Here is a 21,717-nt window from a genome sequence, read left to right as displayed (position 1 = left end):
TCGATGACCCGCAAACAATGTTGGATAATGCGAAAAATCCGACATGAAAGTCCAAAAAACTGATATGTAAAATGATTTGTCTACTCAAAAAGATCTGAGGACAAATAGCGATCCCCACGATCACAAACAATGGACACAATGGTTCCGCTTTCCAAAGTTTCAGCCAGACGTAACGCAATGGTAGCGGCTCCGCCACTACTCATCCCTGAGAATATGCCTTCTTCTTTAGCCAAACGTTTCGCCATTTCCGTAGCATCTTGCTCACTGACCTCCATTACGGTATCCACTTTGGACGGATTAAAGATTTTTGGAAGGTATTCTTTCGGCCACTTGCGTATACCTGGTATTTTGGAATCATCGGTAGGCTGGACGCCCACAATTTGTATATTGGGATTCTGCTCCTTCAAATAGGTTGAAGTTCCCATTATGGTTCCCGTGGTCCCCATGCTGGATACAAAATGGGTGATTTCCCCATTGGTATCCCTCCAAATTTCAGGGCCAGTGGTTTTGTAATGCGCCTTCCAATTGTCTTCATTGGAAAATTGGTTCAACATTTTAAAACCTTCTTCCTTAACTTTGGCTTCAGCATAATCACGAGCGCCTTCAATGCCCACGTCAGCAGGTGTTAAAGTGACCTTTGCTCCATAGGCCTTCATGGTCTGCACGCGTTCCTTGGTAGAGTTTTCGGGCATTACGAGTTCCATATCGAGCCCAAAAAGGCCGGCAATCATGGCCAATCCAATGCCTGTATTTCCACTTGTGGCTTCGATCAGTTTAGTTTCCTTCGTAAAATCACCACGTTCGAGCCCGCTTTTGATCATATTGTATGCAGGTCTGTCCTTTACACTTCCACCTGGATTGTTCCCTTCGAGTTTAAAAAGAATTTTTACGTTTGGATTGGTATTCAATACTTTGGATTCCACCATCGGGGTGTTTCCTATAAGGTCTAGTATGCTGTTAGACATTTGGGATTGTCTTTATTTTTATTTCTGGTTTATGATAAACGGTTGAGTTGGCAGGAACAGACGAAGTGATCCAAGCATTACCACCAATGACGGAATTTGCACCCACGACTGTTTCTCCACCCAAAATAGTGGCGTTGGCATAAATGGTAACGTTGTTTTCGATGGTGGGATGGCGTTTGGTCTTCTCCAAATTTTTGGCCACGTATAGCGCTCCCAAAGTAACACCTTGGTAAATTTTCACATTATCGTGGATTACTGCGGTTTCTCCAATAACAACACCCGTGGCGTGATCTATGAAAAAGGATTTTCCGATCTTGGCCCCAGGGTTGATGTCCACGCCAGTTTGTCTATGTGCATATTCTGTCATCATCCGTGGAATCAATGGCACACCTTCTTCATAGAGTTCGTGCGCCAATCTATATATGGCTATGGCATAAAAGCCAGGGTAGGCCATATAAATTTCTTGTAAGGAAAGTGAGGCGGGGTCACAATTCAATATCGCCTCTGCGTCCAGATTCAAGTTTTCCAAAATTTGGGGCAGATGGGCAACATAGTTTCCCCAGAGTTCTTCATTGGGTTTTTCCAAATCCCAACACGCCATGTCCATCAACGTATTGAACTTTTTCTCCAACAGCTCCAAGTTGACGGCAACTGGGGTGTTGGCATCGAATAAGGTGTAAAATAATGTATCCGTGAAATCTTCGGTTTCCTGCTTCAACCTGTAATCCAGATAGGGCAGTTTTTTGTGCCTGTTGAGTTCGGCGATGATTTTGTCCTTGTCCATACTGCTCTGTATTGTCTTAAAATTAGACAAATCCTTACCGTGCGAAGGTATAAAAGGCTAACTTTAGTTTAAAAATAACATTTTAGCTACTAATGGGTAACAATATTACGATTTCCAAAGAAGTTTTTGATTATTTGAACGAGTTGAAAAACAACAACAATCGGGATTGGTTTGAAGCTCATAAGCCCGAATTCAAAAAGCATCAATCCGAAGTCAAGGCATTTCTTGAGGCAGTCAAGCTCAATCTGAACCATCATGATGAGATTGAGAAAATGAAGTTGTTCCGTATTTACCGTGATGTTCGTTTTTCCAAGGACAAAACCCCGTACAAAAACCATTTTGCTGGATTCTTTTCCAGATTGGGCGCGCACCTAAGAGGCGGTTATTATATTCATATAAAACCAGGCGAATCTTTTTTAGCGGCAGGGTTCTGGGCACCGAACAAGGAAGATCTATTTCGTATCAGAAAAGAATTCGAGATGGATGCTGACGAATTTCGTGAAGTCATCAACCAAAAAAAATTGAAAACCGTTTGGGGGGAATTACAAGGGGACGAAGTGAAAACAGCGCCAAAAGGATTTGATAAAGAGCACCCGGACATCGACCTGATTCGAAAAAAACAGTTTGTATTTATGCATAATCTATCGGACAAAGAAGTCCTGTCCCCATCATTTCTGGACGAAGTGGATGAGTCGTACAAGGCCATACGCCCTTATTTTGACCTAATGAGCGATATCCTTACCACAAATTTAAACGGGGAATCAATTTTGGAATAGGGCTTCCTCCTCCAAAAGCTGTATTTGATCTTTTAAGCGTTCCACCACCATATTCATCATTCTTTTGTTCAATGCAGAAGAATTGGTGATATAATCCCGGTACTCTTCCACGGTAAACTGGCCAATGATCATTCCCTTTAGGGAATTCCTGAATTTGATGTCCTTTTGGATGGCCCGCTCAATGTAGTGGAGCTTTTTCTCCAAAGAAAGTTCGTAGAAACCCCCTTTATGCTTGTTCGCATAATTCTTGAAAGCCTCTACCAATAAATAGTTTTGGAGTTTGATTACGGGACGAAGGGTCTTATTCTGAAAATGCTCATCAAACCCCATTTGGTTGTTAAAATGTGACTCGGGAATGCTTGGACGGATGTCCAATCTACTGTCGGATTGTGAATCCATGGTTGTGGTTTTCAATAAAATTACAGAATGATCGACCGCACACTTTTAAATAGAGCAATAGTTGTCAACGATGTTATGAACATCCCGTTGTAATGGTAGCAACTGGACTCTACCATGTAATTCAAAAAAGAAGTGCTCCGGAATTTATTGGTTTCACAGCCTCTCAATTTTGTGTGGCAAATTTGAATGCAACAAGTTATTTGCTACATTTAAGGTGTAATTCCCGCTGTGGCTAGATGGAAATTATTAATACACTCAATTCCAAAATACAAATGAATTAAATCGCCTAAATGTCACAGAAAAACAAACTAAATCAGCTTGCCGCTACCGCTATTTCTGGAAATGACATCAGTTCTTCTTGTTTATATGTATCTGCACTGGCCATAATTTATTCAGGTCAATATGCCTGGATAGCTCTTTTAATGGTAGGGGTGGTGCTGTTCCTGTTTAGAAAAATATATGGAGAAGTGGTTGGAGCGTTGCCCCTAAATGGTGGAGCGTACAATGCTTTGCTCAACACAACAAGCAAATCAATGGCTTCCTTGGCAGCAACGCTCACCTTATTGTCCTATATGGCAACTGCTGTTATTTCTGCCAACGAAGCAATGCACTACGCACATACCTTACTCGGTAACTTGCCCATAATTCTAACCACCATTGTTTTGCTGGCAATATTCATGGGGTTAACCATAATGGGAATAACAGAATCTTCAAAGGTTGCAATCACGATTTTTTTGTTTCACCTGTTCTCATTAATACTTTTATCCGCATTTGTTGGGATATACTTAATGAATACGGGATGGGATGTTTTTACAGATAATTTTGGACTCCCCGTTAAAGGTGGCAGTGTCACCACAGCCTTATTTTTTGGGTTTTCAGCAGCCATGTTAGGTATTAGCGGCTTTGAAAGTTCCGCAAATTTTGTGGAACAACAACAACAAGGGGTTTTTCCAAAAACACTTCGGAATATGTGGGTGGTGGTCACAATATTCAATCCTCTGATGGCATTTTTGGCATTGGCATCCATTCCAATGAGTTCCATTGAGCAGAATCAAGAGGCCCTACTTTCATTTATGGGCAATATTTCAGGGGGGTCCTGGCTGTCCATTCTTATATCAATTGATGCGGCGCTAGTATTAAGCGGAGCGGTTCTAACCTCATTTATCGGTGTAAACGGTTTGGTAGAGCGAATGACTTTGGACAGGGTGTTGCCTCCCTTTTTATTAAAAAAGAATAAGCGCGGAAGTTCCTACCGAATATCTATTGTTTTTTTCTTGTTGTGCGTATCAATATTATTGATTACCAAAGGAGAGTTAGGTGCCTTGGCGGGAGTTTACACCATTGCCTTTCTATCGGTAATGGTGCTATTTGGTTTAGGCAATATTCTTTTGAAGGTTAGACGGAAAAGTTTGCCGAGACCCGAAAAATCAAGATGGCCCTTATTGTTACTTGCCATTGCGGCCGTGCTTGTCGCCATAGTTGGAAATGCCCTTTTAAATCCAGCCTATTTAGGAGTGTTTTTTGAGTATTTCATACCAACTATGCTTCTTGTTTTGATTATGTTAAACAGAACTCTTCTTCTTAAAGTAATACTTCAGATAATCAAGTACATTCTCAACCCTATCCAACAATTTTTAAAACATTCCAATCGCCGTATTCTTAGGGTTATCAATAGAATAAATTCACAGGAATTTGTGTATTTTACCAAAGGTGACAATGTTGCCAATTTAAACAAGGTAATGCTTTACATCCAGAAAAATGAGCATACCAAAAAATTAAAAATTGTATCAGCTTTGGATAAGGAAGCAAAAATATCCCCACGACTTATCTCTGATATAGAGGTCCTAGACAGAGAGTACCCTGATATAGAAATCGAGTTTATTGAATTACAGGAAGAGTTTGGTCCTGAATTGATTCACAAACTATCAAAAGATTGGAATATTCCAGTTAATTTTATGTTCATAGGCTCTCCAGGGGATCATTTTCCCTACAGAGTTGAAGAATTAGGGGGTGTTAGGTTGATTATTTGACATTAAGCGGCCCCTCTGATTGAACTTTACCCTTATTACAACGCTCTAACTTAAAACCGTATACTTTTGACACAGCACAGAAAACGTGATAAAAATTTAGGGCTGGCCGAATTGGTCGCCATTGCCTTAGGGGGCATGGTTGGAGGTGGTATTTTTACTATACTCGGTATTTCTGTGTCAATGATTGGTAATTTAACCCCTATAGCTATAATAATTGGTGGCCTCATTGCTTCATTGGCTGCGTATTCCTATGTTAAACTAGGGTTGTACTATAAAGACGAAGGCGCCACCTATTCCTTTTTTAAAAGAACATACCCTAAGTCACATTTTTCAGCGGCGGCAATAGGTTGGTTTATCATTTTTGGATATATCAGCACCTTAGCATTATATGCATATACCTTTTCATCATATGCAATCAGCAGTACGGAGTTTGCAAACGATATCCAGATAAGAAAAATGATTGCCATTGGTGTAATTGGAATTTTCACACTAATCAATGTTTTGAGTGTAAAGGGAATGGGGAAAATTGAAGACTTAATGGTTTACACTAAATTAGTGATTCTAACTATTATTGCTGTGGTATTAATTCAGCATGGCAGTACCAGTTTCGAAGGATTTATTGGGGATATGGCCATGGATGCCAAAAACTCTAGCACGCTCTCGATCCTGATAGTCGCCTCCATTACTTTTGTTGCTTACGAAGGATTTCAGCTAGTCATCAATGCTGTTTCAGAAATGACAAATCCCGACAAGAATATCCCCAGAGCTATTTATTCAGCTATTGGTCTGGCTGTTTTGATTTATGTTGTAATTTCAATGGGCGCTTTATTTGCCATTCCATCGGAAGATATCATAAAAAACAAAGAATTTGCCCTTGCGGCTGGAGCTGGCGACGTCCTGGGCAAAATGGGCACTGATCTGGTAATTCTTGGAGCAATACTTGCAACAAGTAGTGCCATAAGTGGAACTGTATTCGGCTCATCAAGGCAAATGTCGGTTGTGGCAAAAGATGGTTACCTCCCGAAATGGCTCGCAATTAGAAAAAAGAATATTCCAATAAATTCAATTGTTGGAATGGGAGTTATGGCAGCTATTTTAATACTGATCGGTGGACTTGAGTTAATCCTTGAATTTGGAAGCATCACTTTTCTTTTGGTATCATTGCTAATGGCCATTGCTAATTATAAATTAAGAGATAAGACAAATTCATCAAAGGTTTTGACCACATTTTCCATTTTGGGATTGGCCATTGGGGGAGTACTTATCCTGTATTATGAATTCACTGCCAAATGGGAGCAAATGCTCGCCATTGTTGTTCTTTATGCAGTTTTAGCTTTAGGTGCATGGATATATTCCAAGAAAAATGAAAGAGCTAAAAAAATAACTTAATAAGTTATGCGCAGATATTCCCTAAATAATCATACCCTTTACCAATTTACTGGTACGATCTTTAAATTTTAATCATGAAATTCGGCAAAGTAGACCATCCAGAACTTATAGATTTTACCATACCCCCAGACCATCCCGATACTCCCGTAGTGCTATCCAAAAACAAAACAGGTGCAGAGACCAAAATTCATGTGGGCTGTGCTAAATGGAATAGGCAAGAACTCAAGAATTTCTACCCGAGAGGAACAAAAGATGAATTGGGATACTACTCAACACAATTCAACAGTATTGAACTCAATGCGACATTCTACCGCATTTTTCCTGCGGAACAGTATGAAAAATGGCGGGACAAAACCCCCGAAGGTTTTAAGTTTTTCCCAAAAATGACCAACGAGGTAAGCCATTTACGCCGAATGAACGATAAAGCACTGGAAGCTGCTGATCGCTATTTGGAGGTAACCCCGCTACTTGGGGATAAGCTGGGCACCATTTTTTTGCAGATGCATAACAACTTCGGCCCAAAAAATTGGGATAGGGTGGTGCGCTTTGTGGAATATTGGCCCAAAGAGATTCCGTTGGCCATGGAATTTAGGCATACCGATTGGTTCAATGATAAAAAAGTAGCACAAGAATTGTATCACTTACTCGAAGAAAACAACATTGCCAATATTTTGGTGGATACTGCGGGTAGGAGGGACCTCATGCACATGCGATTGACCAAGAACGAAGCTTTTATTCGATATGTGGGCGCCAATCACGAATCGGATTATCCCCGTTTGGATGATTGGATTGATCGCCTATCTTCTTGGGTCTCCATGGGATTGGAAAACATCCACTTTTTTGTGCATCAGAACCTTGAGTTGGAATCTCCATTATTGTCGGCATACTTCATAAAACAACTAAACAACAAATTGGGCTGTGATTTACATATTCCCAAGACCATTTTACCACCCCAAAAAGGTTTATTCGATTAGAAAGGCGCAATTTGATCAAGTTTAAAATCTTGGGCATTTAAAATTATTCACTCAATATTTGGCTTGTACAAAATATTTCAAATTCGTAATTCGCATTAATTAAAGGGGTTACCAATAAATTCTTCAAAGGATTCCGCTAACTTTGCACTTTAATTATAAAAGTTTCAATTATGCGATTTCATTCACGAAAATGGGTAAAGCCCGAGGATTTGAATGCCAATGGAACTCTTTTTGGAGGTAAGGTCCTAGCTTGGATAGACGAGGAGGCTGCATTGTACAGCATCATTCAACTTGAAAACAAAAAAATCGTTACCAAATATATGTCCGAAATCAATTTTATGAGTACTGCCCAAGAGGGGGACATTATAGAAATTGGTATCGAAGTAATAAAATTCGGGGTCACCTCAATTTCGCTCAACTGTGAAGTTAGGAATAAGATGACCCACGAAAGTATTGTTACGGTCGACAATATCATTATGGTCAACCTAGATGAGAACGGTAATCCCAAGGCTCACGGCAAAACGAAAATAGAATACGTTAAAGACCGTTTGGCCAAAAAGGAAAAAGAAGAGGAAAAGGCCGCTTCTTAGTTCAAGGTTTGGGCTATTGCCTGAACCTCGTCCAGTACCCTTAACAAGTTGCCGCCCCATAATTTAGCTATTTCTTCTTCGGTATAGCCTCGTTTTACAAGTTCCAAGGTTACGTTGAAGGTTTCAGAAGCATCTGACCATCCTTCAATACCACCACCTCCATCAAAATCGGAGCTGATACCTACGTGGTCAATTCCAATCAAATCCACCATGTAGTCGATATGGTCCACAAAGTCGGATACATTCACTGCTGGTGGTACATTAGGGTCTGTTTCGGCCACTCCTTCTCCAATTTCCCTAATTTTACGATAGTTGGCGAAAAATTCTTCACGCTGTTCATCGGTTAGCGTTGAGAATTGGGAACGCTCGTACCACTGTACTCCAAGGGAATCAGCTACTTTTTTGTACACCTCGCTCATAAAGGCAGAACGAGCCTCACTCTTTTCTGTACTTAAATAAGAACCCAGAGCTACGGTTTGCACAACACCTCCGTTTTCTTTCATCATCATCAATTGCTCATCATCCAAGTTACGGCTGTGACCACAAAGTGCTCTGGCCGAGGAGTGAGAAGCTATGATCGGTGCTTTGCTAAGCTCGATCATCTGTTTCATGGCTTCTTTGGATGGGTGGGACACATCAATCATGATACCCACTCGGTTCATTTCAGCAACTGCCTCTTTACCTAGGTCACTTAGACCATCATGAAGCCAAACACTGTCCCTTTCACCGGTGTTGGAGTCACTGAATTGGCTGTGTCCATTGTGAGCCAAGGATATGTAGCGGGCGCCTCGTTCTTGGTATTCTTCAATTTTGGAAAGGTCCTCGCCAATAGGATAAGCGTTTTCCACACCGATCATGGCCACCTTTTTTCCTGAAGCCGTAATCCGTCTTACATCATCTGATGTCAGAGCAAGTTCGATCTCATCCGGGGCAATTTCCTCACAAAGTCTGTGGATTGCCTCAAATTTGGAAATTGCATTCTCCGAAGCTTTGGCATAGCCATCGGGCGTCAATTCACCCTGCCCGGTATACACAATGAACCATGCCACATCCAGTCCACCCTCTTTCATTTTAGGGATGTTGACCTGAGTGTCCAAGTTTTGAGTGTAGTTGATGCTGTCCGTGAAATTCTGGACATTGATATCGTCATGCGTATCAATTGTAATCACTGAATCATGAATCCTTTGGGCTTTTTCTTCCAAGGTTTCAGTTTTTTCCGCTTTTTCTTTCTTTTCTCCGCAGGAGATAAATAATGTAATACTAAGGAATAAATAGAAATATTTCATTGGGTTGGTTTTTTACACATACAAATAACGCAATTTGACAACAATATCCGAATACTACGGAACAATAAATTGTAATCCCTCAACTAAATCAACATTTTTAGAGGAATTAATAACCATTACTGCATTAAATTGGGAACACGTGAATTGTTGACGTACCTGGAAAAGTTGGAAATAGGATTGAGTTCTTTTTCCTATGAAGAATTGGGCGTTGTGGAAGCTGGCGAGCTCAAAAAATCTTTTGAAATATTTAAAATAGGGCTGGAGAACAAAGTCTTCGGGGTTTCAGAAATGAGACAACTTGAGAGCATTTACGAAAAAGTGGGTATACAGAGCCTGAACAATCGTCTATTTACCGAAATCGATACCTGCAAACTTCTCACACTGCTCAATACGTTGGAAAATACATCATTGTCAGATAGCCAAAAGGAGATAGTGACAGAGCTTAAAAAAGTAGTGCAAGACCCAACGGAAAAGCATCAAGATCAGCATAAAAACACAGACCGCATGTCCACCGATTTTGAATTTATAGAGAAGAGTCTTCAGGCGGGGTTTTCTTCTCAAAATATTGATTTACAACCAGTTTTGGAAGACTGTATGGGCCAAATGGAGCTATTGGAGGAACTGGTTCGCATGTTCAAACAAAATATTTGGGAGTTCATAGGCAGCGCCAAAGTCAACCTTATGAATGAAGATTTCAATGCTCTGGAACTGGCATGCCAAAAAATCACACCATCGCTTCGAATGATGAAGACCAGTGGTCTTTTGGAAGTGACCCTGCAAGTTTCAAGATTGTGTAAAATGGACAAAGATGTAAAGCACCTTAATTTCCTGTACGATCAATTCCTTCAAGAATATCCACGTATTCAAGAGCTGATAGATTTTGAAATGGAAATGCTCCGATCAATGTAGAAAACATTACCATGGCAAAGAACGAACTTCCCAAATACCTACAAAGTATATTTTACCCGCTATTTCAGCATACAAATGACCTAGAATGCCAACTCATGCTGATGGATGAAATGTTGGAGGTAGGGGACAGGAAGGAGATTCCTTTTCTTTCCGAGTTGGAGTCGCACGTTAATCCCAAAATCAGTAACAAAGCATTCGAAATCAAAAATAGACTTCAGTCCAAATTGGGCGTAATGTCCGAAACGGAGAGACGACGATTACCAATGAACCTATGTTTCATCTATGATGAATTTAATATAAGACCCAGTAAAGTGGACAAAGACCTGGATTTTGAAGTGGAACTCGATATTTTGAACATGAAATAAGAAACCCATTTCACCACCCAAAGTAGGTGTTTCACCACAATTTGTGATGACCATATAATCTTTAAAACGAAACAACGTTATAACCTAGATCCCAAACAAAACCAAAGATTACAATGTTATACGATACCTACGGCGAAGAATACTTGGCTTTTTTACAAGAACTGAACGAAATTTTGACCATAAACGAGCTTGCCGAACTCGACTATTTATAGTAGACAAACACCCCAAAATTTGTTATCATGGACAACCAAAACAAAGAAAACACCGCTTATTTGAATTTTATTCAAGATTTGAAAGACATACTCACTGATTTTGACATTAGTCTATTGAGTAGATCCTGATTATTTAAGTGAATATCATGAAAAAGGGGACGTTGATTTTCAACATCCCCTTTTTTATTTGCATTTGATTATACGGCAGTTTATCCCAAATAAGATTTCAAAATCTTGCTTTTTGAGGTGTGCCTCAATTTTCTGATTGCTTTTTCACGGATTTGGCGCACACGCTCCCTAGTAAGATCAAAAGTGGTGCCGATTTCTTCCAAGGTCATGGATGGTTGGTCGCCAATACCATAATATAGCCGCACCACATCCGCTTCTCTTGGCGACAAGGTATCCAGCGCTCGGTTTATTTCGGTATTTAAGGACTGGTGCATCAAACCTTTATCAGGTTTTGGAGAGTCCCCGGCATTCAACACATCATATAAATTGGAGGTTTCCCCTTCTTTTAAGGGAGCATCCATGGACACGTGACGTCCAGTATTCTTTAATGATTGTTTTACTTCGGAAACCGTCATATCCAGCTCTTTGGCGATCTCTTCCGGAGATGGTGGTCGCTCATGCGCTTGTTCCAAGTAAGAGAAGGTCTTTTTTATCTTGTTGATGGACCCGATCTTGTTCAACGGCAGTCGAACCACACGGGATTGCTCCGCCAAGGCCTGCAGAATGGACTGGCGAATCCACCAAACCGCATAGGAAATAAATTTAAATCCACGGGTTTCATCAAAACGTTTGGCGGCTTTTACCAAACCAACATTACCTTCGTTGATCAAATCGGGCAATTTCAACCCTTGGTTTTGGTATTGTTTGGCCACGGAGACCACAAACCTAAGGTTTGCATTGGTCAATTTTTCCAAAGCAGCTTGGTCACCGGCCCTGATCTTCTGTGCTAGCTCAACTTCTTCCTGCGCGGTGATCAAATCGATTTTACTGATGTCCTGCAAGTATTTGTCAAGTGATTTAGATTCCCGGTTCGTGACCTGTTTGATGATTTTTAGCTGCCTCATTCTTATATCTGGTTTTACTAGTGTTACAAGCTATCATTATACATTATAATCTCCATTTTTCCAAGTCGAAAATGTTATTGTTATCAAAATGTTATGAGCAAATAATGGATTCGCGAAAAAAAGAGGTCGATTTTCAATTGTTGATACAATTTTGATAGAAAAGCCTCCGAGTATTGGTCTCACGCACAAAAAACCGCTAATTTTGTAGGGTTTTTTATTTAAGAATCCATAACGCATTTTCCCTTTGGAGGTAAACAAAGCAATCAAGAAGAAAACATTATACGATTATCAGGAAGAAGACCTGAACAAAATATTTACCCAGTTGGACAAGCTCCAGGAGGGCACCAATATTTTGTATCAACTGCCCACTGGTGGTGGTAAAACTGTGGTATTTTCCGAAATCGCCAGGCGATTTATTGAGCGTACTGGCAAAAAAGTAATGGTGCTGACGCATCGTATTGAGCTCAGCAAGCAAACCTCCAAAATGCTCAAAGGATTTGGAGTCGCCAACAAGGTCATCAACAGCGAAGTGAAAGAACTCTACGATCAGGATGACTATATGTGCTTTGTGGCCATGGTGGAAACATTGAACAATCGACTCCAGGAAGAGAAGGTCAAAATCAACAATATTGGCCTGGTCATCATCGATGAGGCTCACTACAATTCCTTTAGGAAGCTCTTCAAATATTTTGAGAAATCCACCATTTTGGGCGTAACGGCCACCCCGTTGAGTTCCAATATCAAACTCCCGATGAAAGATAATTACAAGCACTTGATCATTGGGGAGTCCATACAATCGCTGATCAACAAAAGTTTCTTGGCCAAGGCCAATCTTTATAACTACGATGTAAGCCTTCGTACCCTGAAATTAGGTATCAACGGGGATTATACCGTAAAATCATCGGATGAGTTTTATAGTGCCCATAGCATGTTGGGCAAACTGTTGTCAGCCTACGAAGAAATTGCCAAAGGCACCAAAACACTTATTTTCAACAACGGTATCAACACTTCCCTTTACGTTTACGAGACCTTTAAAAAGGCAGGCTACAACGTGAGGCATTTGGACAATAAAAACACGGCAACCGAACGAAAAGAGATTTTGGAGTGGTTTGCCGAGACCCCCGATGCCATTTTGACTTCTGTAAGTATTTTGACCACTGGTTTTGATGAACCAACGGTGGAAAGCATCATATTGAACAGGGCTACACGATCGCTCACTTTGTATTTTCAAATGATCGGAAGGGGCTCTAGGGTTCTTCCCGATAAGAGTGAGTTCAATGTCATCGATATGGGGAACAACATAGCCCGTTTTGGACCATGGGATGCTCCCGTGGATTGGCAAGAAATCTTCCATTTTCCCGATTTCTATCTGGAAAACATTAAAAATGACGAAGAGATCGAGCGTGACTTCGTTTACGAGATGCCCGATGACCTAAGGGCCAAGTTCAGCAATTCGGACAACATTACTTTTGATGTGAAAGAGGAATACAAAAAGATTTTTGCCCAAGGCAAAAAATCAAAATTGGTACTCGAAAAAAGTATAGAACAGCATGCTCAAATCTGTGTGGAAAACAGTGAAGATGTATTCGATGCCCGTATTTTGGCAAAAGAGTTAAAGGACGAAATCCAGTACCGTGTAAAGCAGTACTCCTATTGCATCATGAACAATACCAAAAACTACAAAGAGTGGTTGGAAGAGGACTATGAGCGAAAACTGCGTTCCAGTATCTCCAAAATGTTCGCGGCTAGAATGTAAGTCTGGATTGTTGGTTTTTTCATTTTGATGCTTAGGCTTGATTTTGAACTTGTACTTTAGCAGCTCCAACTTCGTACATTTATCCGCATGTCAAAAAAACTCCTTGTCATTGGTTATGTGTGGCCAGAACCAACCACCACGGCTGCTGGTTGTCGCATGCAACAGTTATTGGAAACATTTCTAATCTTTGGTCACGAAATCACTTTTGCCAGTACGGCCAGCAAAACGGAATACAGTCTGGATTTGGAGAAAATGGGCATCACAGGGATTTCGGTTCAGCTCAACCACTCCAGTTTCGATGATTTTGTAAAAGAACTTTCTCCTGACATTGTGTTGTTTGATCGTTTTATGGTCGAAGAGCAATTTGGGTGGCGGGTGGCAGAATTTGCCCCCAATGCCATACGTATTTTAAATACCGAAGACCTCCATGCATTGCGAAAGGCTAGGGAAGAGGCCAAAAAAACGGGGAAACCCTTTGAAATTGATGATTGGAAAAACCATCCTACGACCCTGCGCGAAGTGGCCAGTATATACCGTTGCGACATAAGCTTGATGATTTCCACGTTCGAAATGGAAATTTTACAACAAGAACTCCATATTCCATCAAACTTGTTATTGCATTTGCCTTTTATGGTTGATGTTTCGGCTATATCCGAAGCAAAATACATCCCATTTGAAGCCAGAAACGGTTTTGTGGGTATTGGCAATGGCAAGCATGCACCCAATGTGGATGCGATAAAAGTGCTGAAGCATGAGATTTGGCCCCGAATACAAAAACAACTCCCTAATGCTGAAATCCATATCTACGGGGCGTATTTGCCTCAACAAGTGAATGAAATGCACTATCCCAAATCAGGGTTTTATGTGAAGGGCTGGGCAGAAAATGTGGATACAGTACTCAAAAATGCCAAAGTTCTTTTAGCACCCATTCAGTTTGGTGCGGGCATTAAAGGCAAATTATTGGATGCCATGCGTACGGGAACGCCTAGTGTAACGACCACCATTGGAGTAGAGGGTATGCATGGAGAGCAACCATGGAACGGAACCATTACCGATAATTGGGACGATTTTGCGCAGGCTGCTGTGGAATTACACCAAAATCAAGAACCATGGGAAAAAGCTCAACAAAAGGGCGTGGAATTGCTACAAACTTTTTATGACAAAACCCTTTTACAAAACCAGTTGTTGGAACGGGTAAACCAGCTAAGTGAATCATTGGAAACCCATCGCCAATGCAATTTTATTGGAAAACTACTTCAGCATCAAACCATGGCGAGCACCAAGTATATGGCCAAATGGATTGAGGAGAAGAATAGGGGGTAGTTTAGAAAATATAATGCTTTAGGTGCTTCACATACACGGTGGTTCTTCCACTACCTTAAATTTATCCTTGAATTCCTCAGGAACCATATTTATGGAGTATTCAGCCTTACTGCCGTCATAACCCGTCTCTTCCCAAGTCCAATTGGATAGATATGTACTGATTTCCGTCACAACGAAGGTGATTTTGGCATCATCAGGCCTAATTACAGTGACCTTTGTGGTTGCATTGTCAATCGGAACAATCTCTTCAAGTGTATTTTCCCAGCCATCTTGCCCTGTAATTTCGATAAACTTGTTTTCCCCATTCGTGTTTTCAATAATGAACTCCGTGTTTTGATAATCACAAGGGATAAAAATCACTGCTTCGCCTTCAATTTCCTTTACTTCGTACCAATGGTTGGACAATTGTTGAAAACTAAGGTTGTGCAAAGCAACTTCATGTAAAGCTGTGGACTCCTGATCAGTTATAAACTTGATTTCTTTTTTACTACTGACCCATGGCGTTGTAACTAGAAGGATTAAAATAAGTTTGAGAGAATTCATTTATTTGGTTTTGGTTATTCTTTCGTAAAATTCACCGTGGCTCCACGCTGCTTAAAAAGCATGGTGTTTCCTTCTGGATCAAAGGTCATATTGATGCCTGCCGCAACAAATTCAAACTGATGTTCATCCACGGCATCCAATGTAAAGGCAGGTTGCCCCGTGGCTTGACCTTTTAGCACGCCTTCCTCAACGGTAATTGTGATGTCCAAAGGAAATTCGGGGGCCGCATAAGTACCCACATAAGCCTCCAATTGTTCTGGGGCCACTTCGTAAGTGTTGAATTCGGGCATTTCAAAATCTTCATTATACACCGTACTCAAAACCGCAATGGCGATATCGTTGGTATTCATATTGGCGCCATTTGAGGTCATGGCAAAAGTGACATTCCCGTCATCAAAATGACCAAAAATAGATGAAAAACCATCAATCCCACCGGTGTGTCCATAACTGGTCTGTCCGCGAAACGGAAAACTGAACAATCCCAATCCGTATCCATCCCGAATATTCTTCATCTGTTCCACATATTTCATATTGAGCAAGTCGCCGCCAAAAAGCGCATGACTGAATTTAATGAGATCCGTAGGGTTGGAAACCACGGCACCTGCGCCGATGGGAATGGACATATCGGTTTCAGGCTGTTCTTGCCAACTATCCAATAACATATACGATTTACATTCGTTGTCCTTTGCACCGATTTTTCCACCCACGTAGGTATCGGAAAGCCCCAATGGTTCAACTATGTGTTCCTGAAGGAGTTCTGCATACGGTTTTCCCATGCTTTTCTCCAAAATATAGGTCAGCAGTACAAAATTGGAATTGCTGTACTGAAACTTGCTGTCCGGTTCAAAGTCACTGCCTGCTTTCACTATGATTTCCACCATTTCTTCCTCAGTTTTCGCTTCCGTCATGTAAGTCATGTACAAAGGATCGTCGGTAAAATTGTGGATGCCACTTCGGTTACCCAACATTTGTTTGATGGTAATGGTCTCCGCATTGGGCACTTCAGGAAAAAAATCATCCAAAGTTTGATCCAAGGTCAATTTTCCTTCTACTATGGCCTTGAACACCACCACAGCAGTGAATGTTTTGGAAATGGAGCCGATTCGGTATCTAGAACCAGATGTAGCCTTAGATCCTGAAGCCACATCGCAATAGCCCACAGACCTTGTGTAGATCAATTTCCCATCACGGGAAACGGCAACACTGCCCATAAACTTGTTATTTTCCCCAAGAAGATCAAAATATTGATTGAGCTTGGCGGCATCAAAGTCTTGGGACCAACCCAAGCAACCTATCAACATCCAAACGGATAACATCCAATTTTTCATGTTATAAAATGATTTAGTGTTTACTTTTCAATATATCCAGGACCACGGACCACTCGTCCGGGCATATTTCCCGTGTGCTCTCCTTCTTTCAACACATGGGTGCCGTTCACAAAAACGTGCTGCATCCCTTCTGCGTATTGATGAGGGTCTTCGAAAGTGGCCTTGTCAATGATCGTTTTAGGGTTGAACAGGACAATGTCTGCATAATTCCCCTCAGTAAGGCTGCCTCGTTTTTTTATTTTAAGATTGGTGGCTGGTAATTTCGATAATTTATGTACCGCCTCTTCTAGGGAAATCACTTGCTCGTCACGCACATATTTGCCTAACAAACGGGCAAAATTTCCATAGGCCCTTGGATGGGTGCTGGATTTCAGGAAAACGCCTTCCGTAGCTGGAGAACCTGCATCGGAACCAAAGCTCATCCAAGGCAATGCAATCTGCTTTTTGACATTGTCTTCGGACATCAAAAAATAGATCGTACCCACGCGACTTCCATCTTGCACTACTAAATCCATTGCGGTCTCTTCAGGTGAGACTCCACGTATTTCTGCTACTTCTTTTAATGTTTTGCCCGTATAATGTTTCAATGTATCGTTCTTGAACCCTACTAAAAGGATTTTACTAGGGTCGCCTGCCGCTTGCATCAAGCTTTCCCATTCGTCCGTAGGGGTGGTCATTTCTTCTTTTACTTTTTTACGGATTTCCGGGTCTTGCAAACGTTCTGACCACTTATCATACCCGCCCTCTTGAACCCATGGCGGCATGGAGGCGTCCAATCCTGTTGCTCCGGCCACGTAATTGTACATATCAGCTGTAATGTGGAGTCCGGCCGCATTGGCAGAGTCCACTTTGGCCACGACGTCATCAAACTTGTCCCAATTTTCTTTCCCACTTTGTTTCAAGTGATAAATTTCGGCTCGGATACCGGCCTCATCTGCAATACGAATCAGTTCATCCAAGCTTTCCAACAGGCGTGAACCTTCGCTACGCATATGACTGATGTACATGCCATCATGCTCGGCAGCGACTTTGCAGAGCTCAATCAATTCTTCGGTACTGGAATAAAACGCCGGTGCATAGATCAAGGAGGAACCAACACCCAAAGCACCTTCTTCCATAGCTTGCTTGACCATCAGTTTCATGGAATCCAATTCCTGTGGAGTAGGGGCGCGGTCTTCAAAACCAATTTTATTGATTCGTAAAGTGGTCGCTCCCACAAAAGAAGCCACATTTGGAGAAATTCCTTTGTTGGTCAGGTATTCCAAATATTCGTTCAAGCTGTTCCATTCAATATCGTATTGGATATCGCCCTGACTTTCCTGTTCTTCTTTTTTCATGGCTTCATTGAGCGGCCCCATGGACCAACCTTCGCCAAATACCTCCAAAGTAACCCCTTGTTTGATATCGGCCATGGACCTTCCATCCTCAATCAGTGTTTCAGTAGCCCAACTCAGCATATTGATGAACCCTGGTGCCACGACCAAGCCTGATGCATCAATTTCGGTAGATCCCGTAGCATCTCCTAAATCGCCAACGGCAGCTATCGTATCTGCATTGATTCCAACAGCACCTGTATATGATGGATTGCCTGAACCATCCACGATTTCTCCATTTTTGATAAGGATATCAAAATTTTGAGGTTGGGAACAACCAACAAAAAGAAGAAGTAGGATAAAAACAGTGGAGAGGCTGGTTGGTTTCATAATCAGGTTATTTAGTGAGATAACCAAGTTATGTTATTTTGACCGCAAACCAAAGGGGAAACTGAGCTTACAGGTTTTTGCTTCTTTTTTCCATAGTGACTTTTATTCGCTTTAGGCCATGCAGTGTGGAAAAACGGATTTTTTCTTTATACAGCAACCATCCTCCAAAGGCACCCAGAATACTGCCTATGGCAATTTCCCAGAAGCGAAGCTCAATCAAAGTATCGGGACTTGCCATGAGTGGACTTGCTGCTTCCGATAAGAAAATGGTCATAGGGGTAATAAAAATCACAGCCAAGGCATAGTGCCGGGCAATCAATACTTCAATGATAAATTGAAGTACTATGATGGATAAACAGATTTCCAAAGGAGTATTCACGAAATTTAAAAGCACCCAACAAAACCCCAAGCCAATAAACGTACCTAAAATCCGATACACTGTTTTTTGCCAGATATGGTAAAGGGAAGCTCCCTGCATCACAGCGGCAGTCGAAACTGGTATCCAATAGGGGTTTTGATACCCCAAAGCATACCCAATGGCCAATCCTCCCGCCATAAAAACAGCCATTACTATAGCTTCCCAAACATCTGCAAAAGCATTTTTTTGAAAGACAAAGGCAGCTCCATCATGCTCCTCTTTTGATTTAAAAGTACTCCAAAGAATATGAATAGTTGCCAAAATAGAGGCAAGCATGGTACCCAGTGAAAGCGCACCTATTTTGGTGGGTATGGTCTCCAAATGAAAGGGCTGACAAATGGATAGGGCCGCAATCATGATAAAGAAAAAGCTACGTGGAGGGGAGGTTTTGTAAACCAAAACGATCCAATGGACCAAAAAAGTAAATATCCCCATAGCACCAATCGCTGCAATCGGATGGAAACTGAAAAATTGTCCTATGGAAAAGGATATGATGAATGCAAAAGATGCCACCAAAATTGTAACAAACCGACTGGTTCTTGAACCTGATTCCGGCAGGTACAAAATGACCAAACCTCCCAAACTTCCCATTAGTCCCAACCTAAGATTGCCAAAATACAATCCAATAAGCAAAGGTATACCCACGCATATTGCTGCCAATAGCGGGATATACCATTTTTTCTGAGTTTCCCTTAAAGTAAAAAATAGAGAAAGTTCGTTGCCTATTTTGTTTTTTAAAGCCATACGGAAAATGTAGCACAGCAAAGTTCGTTGAATCTTGGCTCAACTACAAATTGAGATTAATCAACCATAAACTTCATTCAAAAACTCGTTGATTGATTTTGTTTTTCTTCCCAAAACAGCTTCCAAATCATTGGATTTTTGGTCAAACTCACCTTTGGCTATCCCCAAACTGAACATCGTCAACATTCCGATGATGCCTTCGGGCAATTGATAAGAAGCCATGGTCTGCTTAAATTCGTCCACCTCAGGAGAGACATATCCGATAGGCTCATCCAAGGTTTTGGTCAATATATGGGCCACCTCTTCAAAACTGATTTGCTCATTACCGTTGAATTCCAACACCTTGTTTTCATAAGATGATGGATCAGCAAGAATGTTGGCCTCAGCCTCTGCAAAATCCTCTCGGGGTACAAAAGATGTTTTTCCGCTTCCGGTTGGCAAATAGATGGTCTTGGATTGCAAAAGCTGTTCTTTTTCACCTAAGAACATGGGGATGACCTCAGCATACAAATTATGACGAAGAATAGTGTAGGTCAAACCTGAGGCCTTTATCCAATTTTCGGTCTGCACATGGGCATCCACAACCACATGCAGGGGAGCATTTGATGACTCATCTTTCCGCACTGTACTCGTGTACATAATATGCTTGATGTTGGATGCCTTGGCAGTTTCCACCACATTTTTATGTTGGGGGATACGTTTCCCTATATCACTCGCGGAAACAAAATACAGGATATCTATGCCTTTAAATGCCTCTGCTAGGCTATCTGGGTTGTCATAATCTCCCGAACGAAGCTCAAAACCTTCGCTAGCCAGTGCTTTGGCATTGTCACTTTCTTTGTCGCGCACCAAAACGGTAATGTTGTCGGATGTTGTTTTTTCTTTTAAAAATCTTGCGGTAGTGCCACCCAATCCTCCGGTAGCACCGGTTATCAATATTTTAGCCATTTTATAATTTATTATAGTTATTTAATTACTTTTAGTAAGTCAAAGGTAAAAGGTTAGTTACTTTTCCACAAGAACCGACCTCATCGTCAGAGACTTACCTTTAGGTAATTATTGCTGATTTTAAGCTGGTTATGGAAAATAAAGTGAAAAACTATGCTGATGAGGAACACTGCCCCGTTCGAAATGTACTGGATCGTTTCGGCGATAAGTGGTCCATGTTGGTATTGATGCTGTTAAGCGATATGGAAGTGTTACGTTTTAACGAAATCCATAAGTACATCGGGACCATATCCCAAAAAATGCTCACAGTTACCCTTAAAAAACTGGAAGCGGATGGCTTGGTTGAACGTAAAGCATATCCCGAAATACCCCCACGAGTGGAGTACTCGCTGACCAAACGTGCCAAAACCCTGATGCCGATCATACAGGATTTAGCGCAATGGGCGAATAAGAACATGGCCGACATTCAAGATTCGCGTAGAAAAGTGGTTTAGTTACTTCTTTTTGGCAAAAAACCTGATCACGGAACCAGTGCCCACATGGCCATCTCCCTCATTGAGTTCCACGGTCGTTTTTTTGAGCTCCAGTATTTCATAATCCGTAAAATCGGATTGCAATTCTTCCATGGAGAACAAAGAATCCAAATTTCCAGGACCACCCACACTTGGATTTTTCTTTTTGTATTCCAAATGGTCTTTACTGAATCCTTCAAAAATGATAGTACCGCCTTTTTTTAAGTAGCTATGCAACAATTTGTGATACCCTGAACGAATAGTGGGAGGGAAATGGGCATAAATTAAGGCAATGGCATCAAACTGTTCTGGTTGATAACCCAATTTGTCCAATTCCCCTAATTTATAGTCGATGGACACCTGTTTTTTCTCCGCTAGCCTTAAAGCCTTTTGTTGGCCTGCTTCGCTGATGTCAAACGCGGATACCTGCCAACCTTGTTGGGCGGCATAAACGGCATTTCGTCCTTCTCCTTCTGCGGGAAAAAGAATAGAGCCTGCTGGTAGGGTCTCCAATTTCTCCTTCAAATAGTCATTGGGATGAGTGCCGTAGGCATATTCCTTTTGTCCAAACTTGGTGTCCCACATCTTAAGCCAATCGCTTGCCATATCAATAATAGTTTATGATTGCAAAATTAGGGGAATTGTTTAAACTATTAATCTGAATACAGGTTATTCGTGATGACCCCATCC

21 protein-coding genes are annotated in these 21,717 nt (G+C 41.3%); 10 read left to right on the top strand and 11 right to left on the bottom strand.

What is annotated here, in order from left to right:
• Positions 1–80: 80 nt before the first annotated feature.
• Positions 81–965, bottom strand: a complete 885-nt coding sequence (gene cysM, locus PY092_RS13685; protein WP_275616365.1) for a cysteine synthase CysM — start codon at positions 963–965, stop codon at positions 81–83.
• The gene (epsC, locus tag PY092_RS13680; protein WP_275616364.1) at positions 958–1,749 is read right to left on the bottom strand and encodes a serine O-acetyltransferase EpsC; all 792 of its coding nucleotides are present in this window, start codon (positions 1,747–1,749) and stop codon (positions 958–960) included. Before epsC ends, cysM begins: the two co-directional genes overlap by 8 nt.
• 92 nt (positions 1,750–1,841) lie before the next feature.
• Between epsC and PY092_RS13675 the strand changes: the two genes are divergently transcribed.
• Positions 1,842–2,525 carry a DUF2461 domain-containing protein gene (locus PY092_RS13675; protein ID WP_275616363.1) on the top strand — a complete coding sequence of 228 codons (684 nt, stop codon included), beginning with the start codon at positions 1,842–1,844 and terminating at the stop codon, positions 2,523–2,525.
• Here the strand turns inward: PY092_RS13675 and PY092_RS13670 are convergent.
• Positions 2,511–2,924 (bottom strand): glyoxalase, encoded by a 414-nt coding sequence (locus PY092_RS13670; RefSeq protein ID WP_275616362.1) that lies wholly within the window; start codon positions 2,922–2,924, stop codon positions 2,511–2,513. The two genes, PY092_RS13675 and PY092_RS13670, sit on opposite strands and share 15 nt — an antisense overlap.
• A 290-nt stretch (positions 2,925–3,214) precedes the next feature.
• On the opposite strand from PY092_RS13670, the gene PY092_RS13665 reads away from it, so the two are divergent.
• The 4 genes from PY092_RS13665 (at position 3,215) to PY092_RS13650 (ending at position 7,907) form a co-directional block, all read left to right on the top strand.
• Entirely contained in the window at positions 3,215–4,954 is a 1,740-nt protein-coding gene (locus PY092_RS13665) for an APC family permease (protein WP_275616361.1), read from the top strand.
• Between the two features lie 66 nt (positions 4,955–5,020).
• The gene (locus tag PY092_RS13660) at positions 5,021–6,343 is read left to right on the top strand and encodes an APC family permease (protein WP_275616360.1); all 1,323 of its coding nucleotides are present in this window, start codon (positions 5,021–5,023) and stop codon (positions 6,341–6,343) included.
• A gap of 74 nt (positions 6,344–6,417) precedes the next feature.
• Positions 6,418–7,317, top strand: coding sequence for a DUF72 domain-containing protein (locus PY092_RS13655; RefSeq protein WP_275616359.1), 900 nt, complete (start codon positions 6,418–6,420; stop codon positions 7,315–7,317).
• A gap of 170 nt (positions 7,318–7,487) precedes the next feature.
• Positions 7,488–7,907, top strand: a complete 420-nt coding sequence (locus PY092_RS13650) for an acyl-CoA thioesterase (protein WP_275616358.1) — start codon at positions 7,488–7,490, stop codon at positions 7,905–7,907.
• Here the strand turns inward: PY092_RS13650 and PY092_RS13645 are convergent.
• Positions 7,904–9,193: a dipeptidase gene (locus PY092_RS13645; RefSeq protein ID WP_275616357.1), complete on the bottom strand. Its 1,290-nt coding sequence runs from the start codon at positions 9,191–9,193 to the stop codon at positions 7,904–7,906. The two genes, PY092_RS13650 and PY092_RS13645, sit on opposite strands and share 4 nt — an antisense overlap.
• Positions 9,194–9,322: 129 nt before the next feature.
• Between PY092_RS13645 and PY092_RS13640 the strand changes: the two genes are divergently transcribed.
• Together PY092_RS13640 and PY092_RS13635 are read left to right on the top strand one after the other, a co-directional pair.
• Entirely contained in the window at positions 9,323–10,102 is a 780-nt protein-coding gene (locus tag PY092_RS13640; RefSeq protein ID WP_275616356.1) for a hypothetical protein, read from the top strand.
• Positions 10,103–10,113: 11 nt separating this feature from the next.
• On the top strand, positions 10,114–10,467 hold the full coding sequence (locus PY092_RS13635; protein WP_275616355.1) for a hypothetical protein: 354 nt from the start codon (positions 10,114–10,116) through the stop codon (positions 10,465–10,467).
• A gap of 421 nt (positions 10,468–10,888) precedes the next feature.
• Here PY092_RS13635 and PY092_RS13630 read toward each other — a convergent pair whose 3' ends face one another.
• Positions 10,889–11,752 carry a sigma-70 family RNA polymerase sigma factor gene (locus PY092_RS13630; RefSeq protein WP_207026523.1) on the bottom strand — a complete coding sequence of 288 codons (864 nt, stop codon included), beginning with the start codon at positions 11,750–11,752 and terminating at the stop codon, positions 10,889–10,891.
• 244 nt (positions 11,753–11,996) lie between these two features.
• Between PY092_RS13630 and PY092_RS13625 the strand changes: the two genes are divergently transcribed.
• On the top strand, positions 11,997–13,508 hold the full coding sequence (locus PY092_RS13625) for a DEAD/DEAH box helicase (RefSeq protein ID WP_275616354.1): 1,512 nt from the start codon (positions 11,997–11,999) through the stop codon (positions 13,506–13,508).
• A gap of 87 nt (positions 13,509–13,595) precedes the next feature.
• On the top strand, positions 13,596–14,831 hold the full coding sequence (locus PY092_RS13620; protein WP_275616353.1) for a glycosyltransferase: 1,236 nt from the start codon (positions 13,596–13,598) through the stop codon (positions 14,829–14,831).
• Between the two features lie 27 nt (positions 14,832–14,858).
• On the opposite strand, the gene PY092_RS13615 is transcribed toward PY092_RS13620, so the two are convergent.
• From PY092_RS13615 to PY092_RS13595, 5 genes are all read right to left on the bottom strand, one after another.
• Complete coding sequence (locus PY092_RS13615) at positions 14,859–15,374, bottom strand: hypothetical protein (RefSeq protein ID WP_275616352.1); 516 nt, start codon at positions 15,372–15,374, stop codon at positions 14,859–14,861.
• Positions 15,375–15,388: 14 nt separating this feature from the next.
• Entirely contained in the window at positions 15,389–16,702 is a 1,314-nt protein-coding gene (locus PY092_RS13610) for a serine hydrolase (protein ID WP_275616351.1), read from the bottom strand.
• Between the two features lie 20 nt (positions 16,703–16,722).
• Positions 16,723–18,405, bottom strand: a complete 1,683-nt coding sequence (locus PY092_RS13605; RefSeq protein WP_275616350.1) for an N-acyl-D-amino-acid deacylase family protein — start codon at positions 18,403–18,405, stop codon at positions 16,723–16,725.
• Positions 18,406–18,472: 67 nt separating this feature from the next.
• On the bottom strand, positions 18,473–19,567 hold the full coding sequence (locus PY092_RS13600; protein WP_275616349.1) for an FUSC family protein: 1,095 nt from the start codon (positions 19,565–19,567) through the stop codon (positions 18,473–18,475).
• Positions 19,568–19,627: 60 nt separating this feature from the next.
• Positions 19,628–20,515 carry an SDR family oxidoreductase gene (locus PY092_RS13595; RefSeq protein WP_275616348.1) on the bottom strand — a complete coding sequence of 296 codons (888 nt, stop codon included), beginning with the start codon at positions 20,513–20,515 and terminating at the stop codon, positions 19,628–19,630.
• Positions 20,516–20,646: 131 nt separating this feature from the next.
• Between PY092_RS13595 and PY092_RS13590 the strand changes: the two genes are divergently transcribed.
• Positions 20,647–21,009, top strand: a complete 363-nt coding sequence (locus PY092_RS13590) for a winged helix-turn-helix transcriptional regulator (RefSeq protein WP_275616347.1) — start codon at positions 20,647–20,649, stop codon at positions 21,007–21,009.
• Here the strand turns inward: PY092_RS13590 and PY092_RS13585 are convergent, their stop codons facing one another.
• Complete coding sequence (locus PY092_RS13585) at positions 21,010–21,633, bottom strand: class I SAM-dependent methyltransferase (protein WP_275616346.1); 624 nt, start codon at positions 21,631–21,633, stop codon at positions 21,010–21,012.
• Positions 21,634–21,717: the final 84 nt, after the last annotated feature.

The organism is Flagellimonas yonaguniensis (genome assembly GCF_029193885.1).
Classification (GTDB): domain Bacteria; phylum Bacteroidota; class Bacteroidia; order Flavobacteriales; family Flavobacteriaceae; genus Flagellimonas; species Flagellimonas yonaguniensis.
This window is presented reverse-complemented; position numbering and strand designations above follow the sequence as displayed.

What these genes read in the sequence shown, in the direction of transcription:
- PY092_RS13620 (WP_275616353.1), top strand. Translation starts at nt 13,596, where the DNA reads ATGTCAAAAAAACTCCTTGTCATTGGTTATGTGTGGCCAGAACCAACC.
- PY092_RS13675 (WP_275616363.1), top strand. Translation starts at nt 1,842, where the DNA reads ATGGGTAACAATATTACGATTTCCAAAGAAGTTTTTGATTATTTGAAC.
- PY092_RS13595 (WP_275616348.1), bottom strand. Translation starts at nt 20,515, where the DNA reads ATGGCTAAAATATTGATAACCGGTGCTACCGGAGGATTGGGTGGCACT.
- epsC (WP_275616364.1), bottom strand. Translation starts at nt 1,749, where the DNA reads ATGGACAAGGACAAAATCATCGCCGAACTCAACAGGCACAAAAAACTG.
- PY092_RS13605 (WP_275616350.1), bottom strand. Translation starts at nt 18,405, where the DNA reads ATGAAACCAACCAGCCTCTCCACTGTTTTTATCCTACTTCTTCTTTTT.
- PY092_RS13635 (WP_275616355.1), top strand. Translation starts at nt 10,114, where the DNA reads ATGGCAAAGAACGAACTTCCCAAATACCTACAAAGTATATTTTACCCG.
- PY092_RS13630 (WP_207026523.1), bottom strand. Translation starts at nt 11,752, where the DNA reads ATGAGGCAGCTAAAAATCATCAAACAGGTCACGAACCGGGAATCTAAA.
- PY092_RS13585 (WP_275616346.1), bottom strand. Translation starts at nt 21,633, where the DNA reads ATGGCAAGCGATTGGCTTAAGATGTGGGACACCAAGTTTGGACAAAAG.
- PY092_RS13650 (WP_275616358.1), top strand. Translation starts at nt 7,488, where the DNA reads ATGCGATTTCATTCACGAAAATGGGTAAAGCCCGAGGATTTGAATGCC.
- PY092_RS13655 (WP_275616359.1), top strand. Translation starts at nt 6,418, where the DNA reads ATGAAATTCGGCAAAGTAGACCATCCAGAACTTATAGATTTTACCATA.
- PY092_RS13665 (WP_275616361.1), top strand. Translation starts at nt 3,215, where the DNA reads ATGTCACAGAAAAACAAACTAAATCAGCTTGCCGCTACCGCTATTTCT.
- PY092_RS13670 (WP_275616362.1), bottom strand. Translation starts at nt 2,924, where the DNA reads ATGGATTCACAATCCGACAGTAGATTGGACATCCGTCCAAGCATTCCC.
- PY092_RS13645 (WP_275616357.1), bottom strand. Translation starts at nt 9,193, where the DNA reads ATGAAATATTTCTATTTATTCCTTAGTATTACATTATTTATCTCCTGC.
- PY092_RS13590 (WP_275616347.1), top strand. Translation starts at nt 20,647, where the DNA reads ATGGAAAATAAAGTGAAAAACTATGCTGATGAGGAACACTGCCCCGTT.
- PY092_RS13615 (WP_275616352.1), bottom strand. Translation starts at nt 15,374, where the DNA reads ATGAATTCTCTCAAACTTATTTTAATCCTTCTAGTTACAACGCCATGG.
- PY092_RS13600 (WP_275616349.1), bottom strand. Translation starts at nt 19,567, where the DNA reads ATGGCTTTAAAAAACAAAATAGGCAACGAACTTTCTCTATTTTTTACT.
- cysM (WP_275616365.1), bottom strand. Translation starts at nt 965, where the DNA reads ATGTCTAACAGCATACTAGACCTTATAGGAAACACCCCGATGGTGGAA.
- PY092_RS13610 (WP_275616351.1), bottom strand. Translation starts at nt 16,702, where the DNA reads ATGAAAAATTGGATGTTATCCGTTTGGATGTTGATAGGTTGCTTGGGT.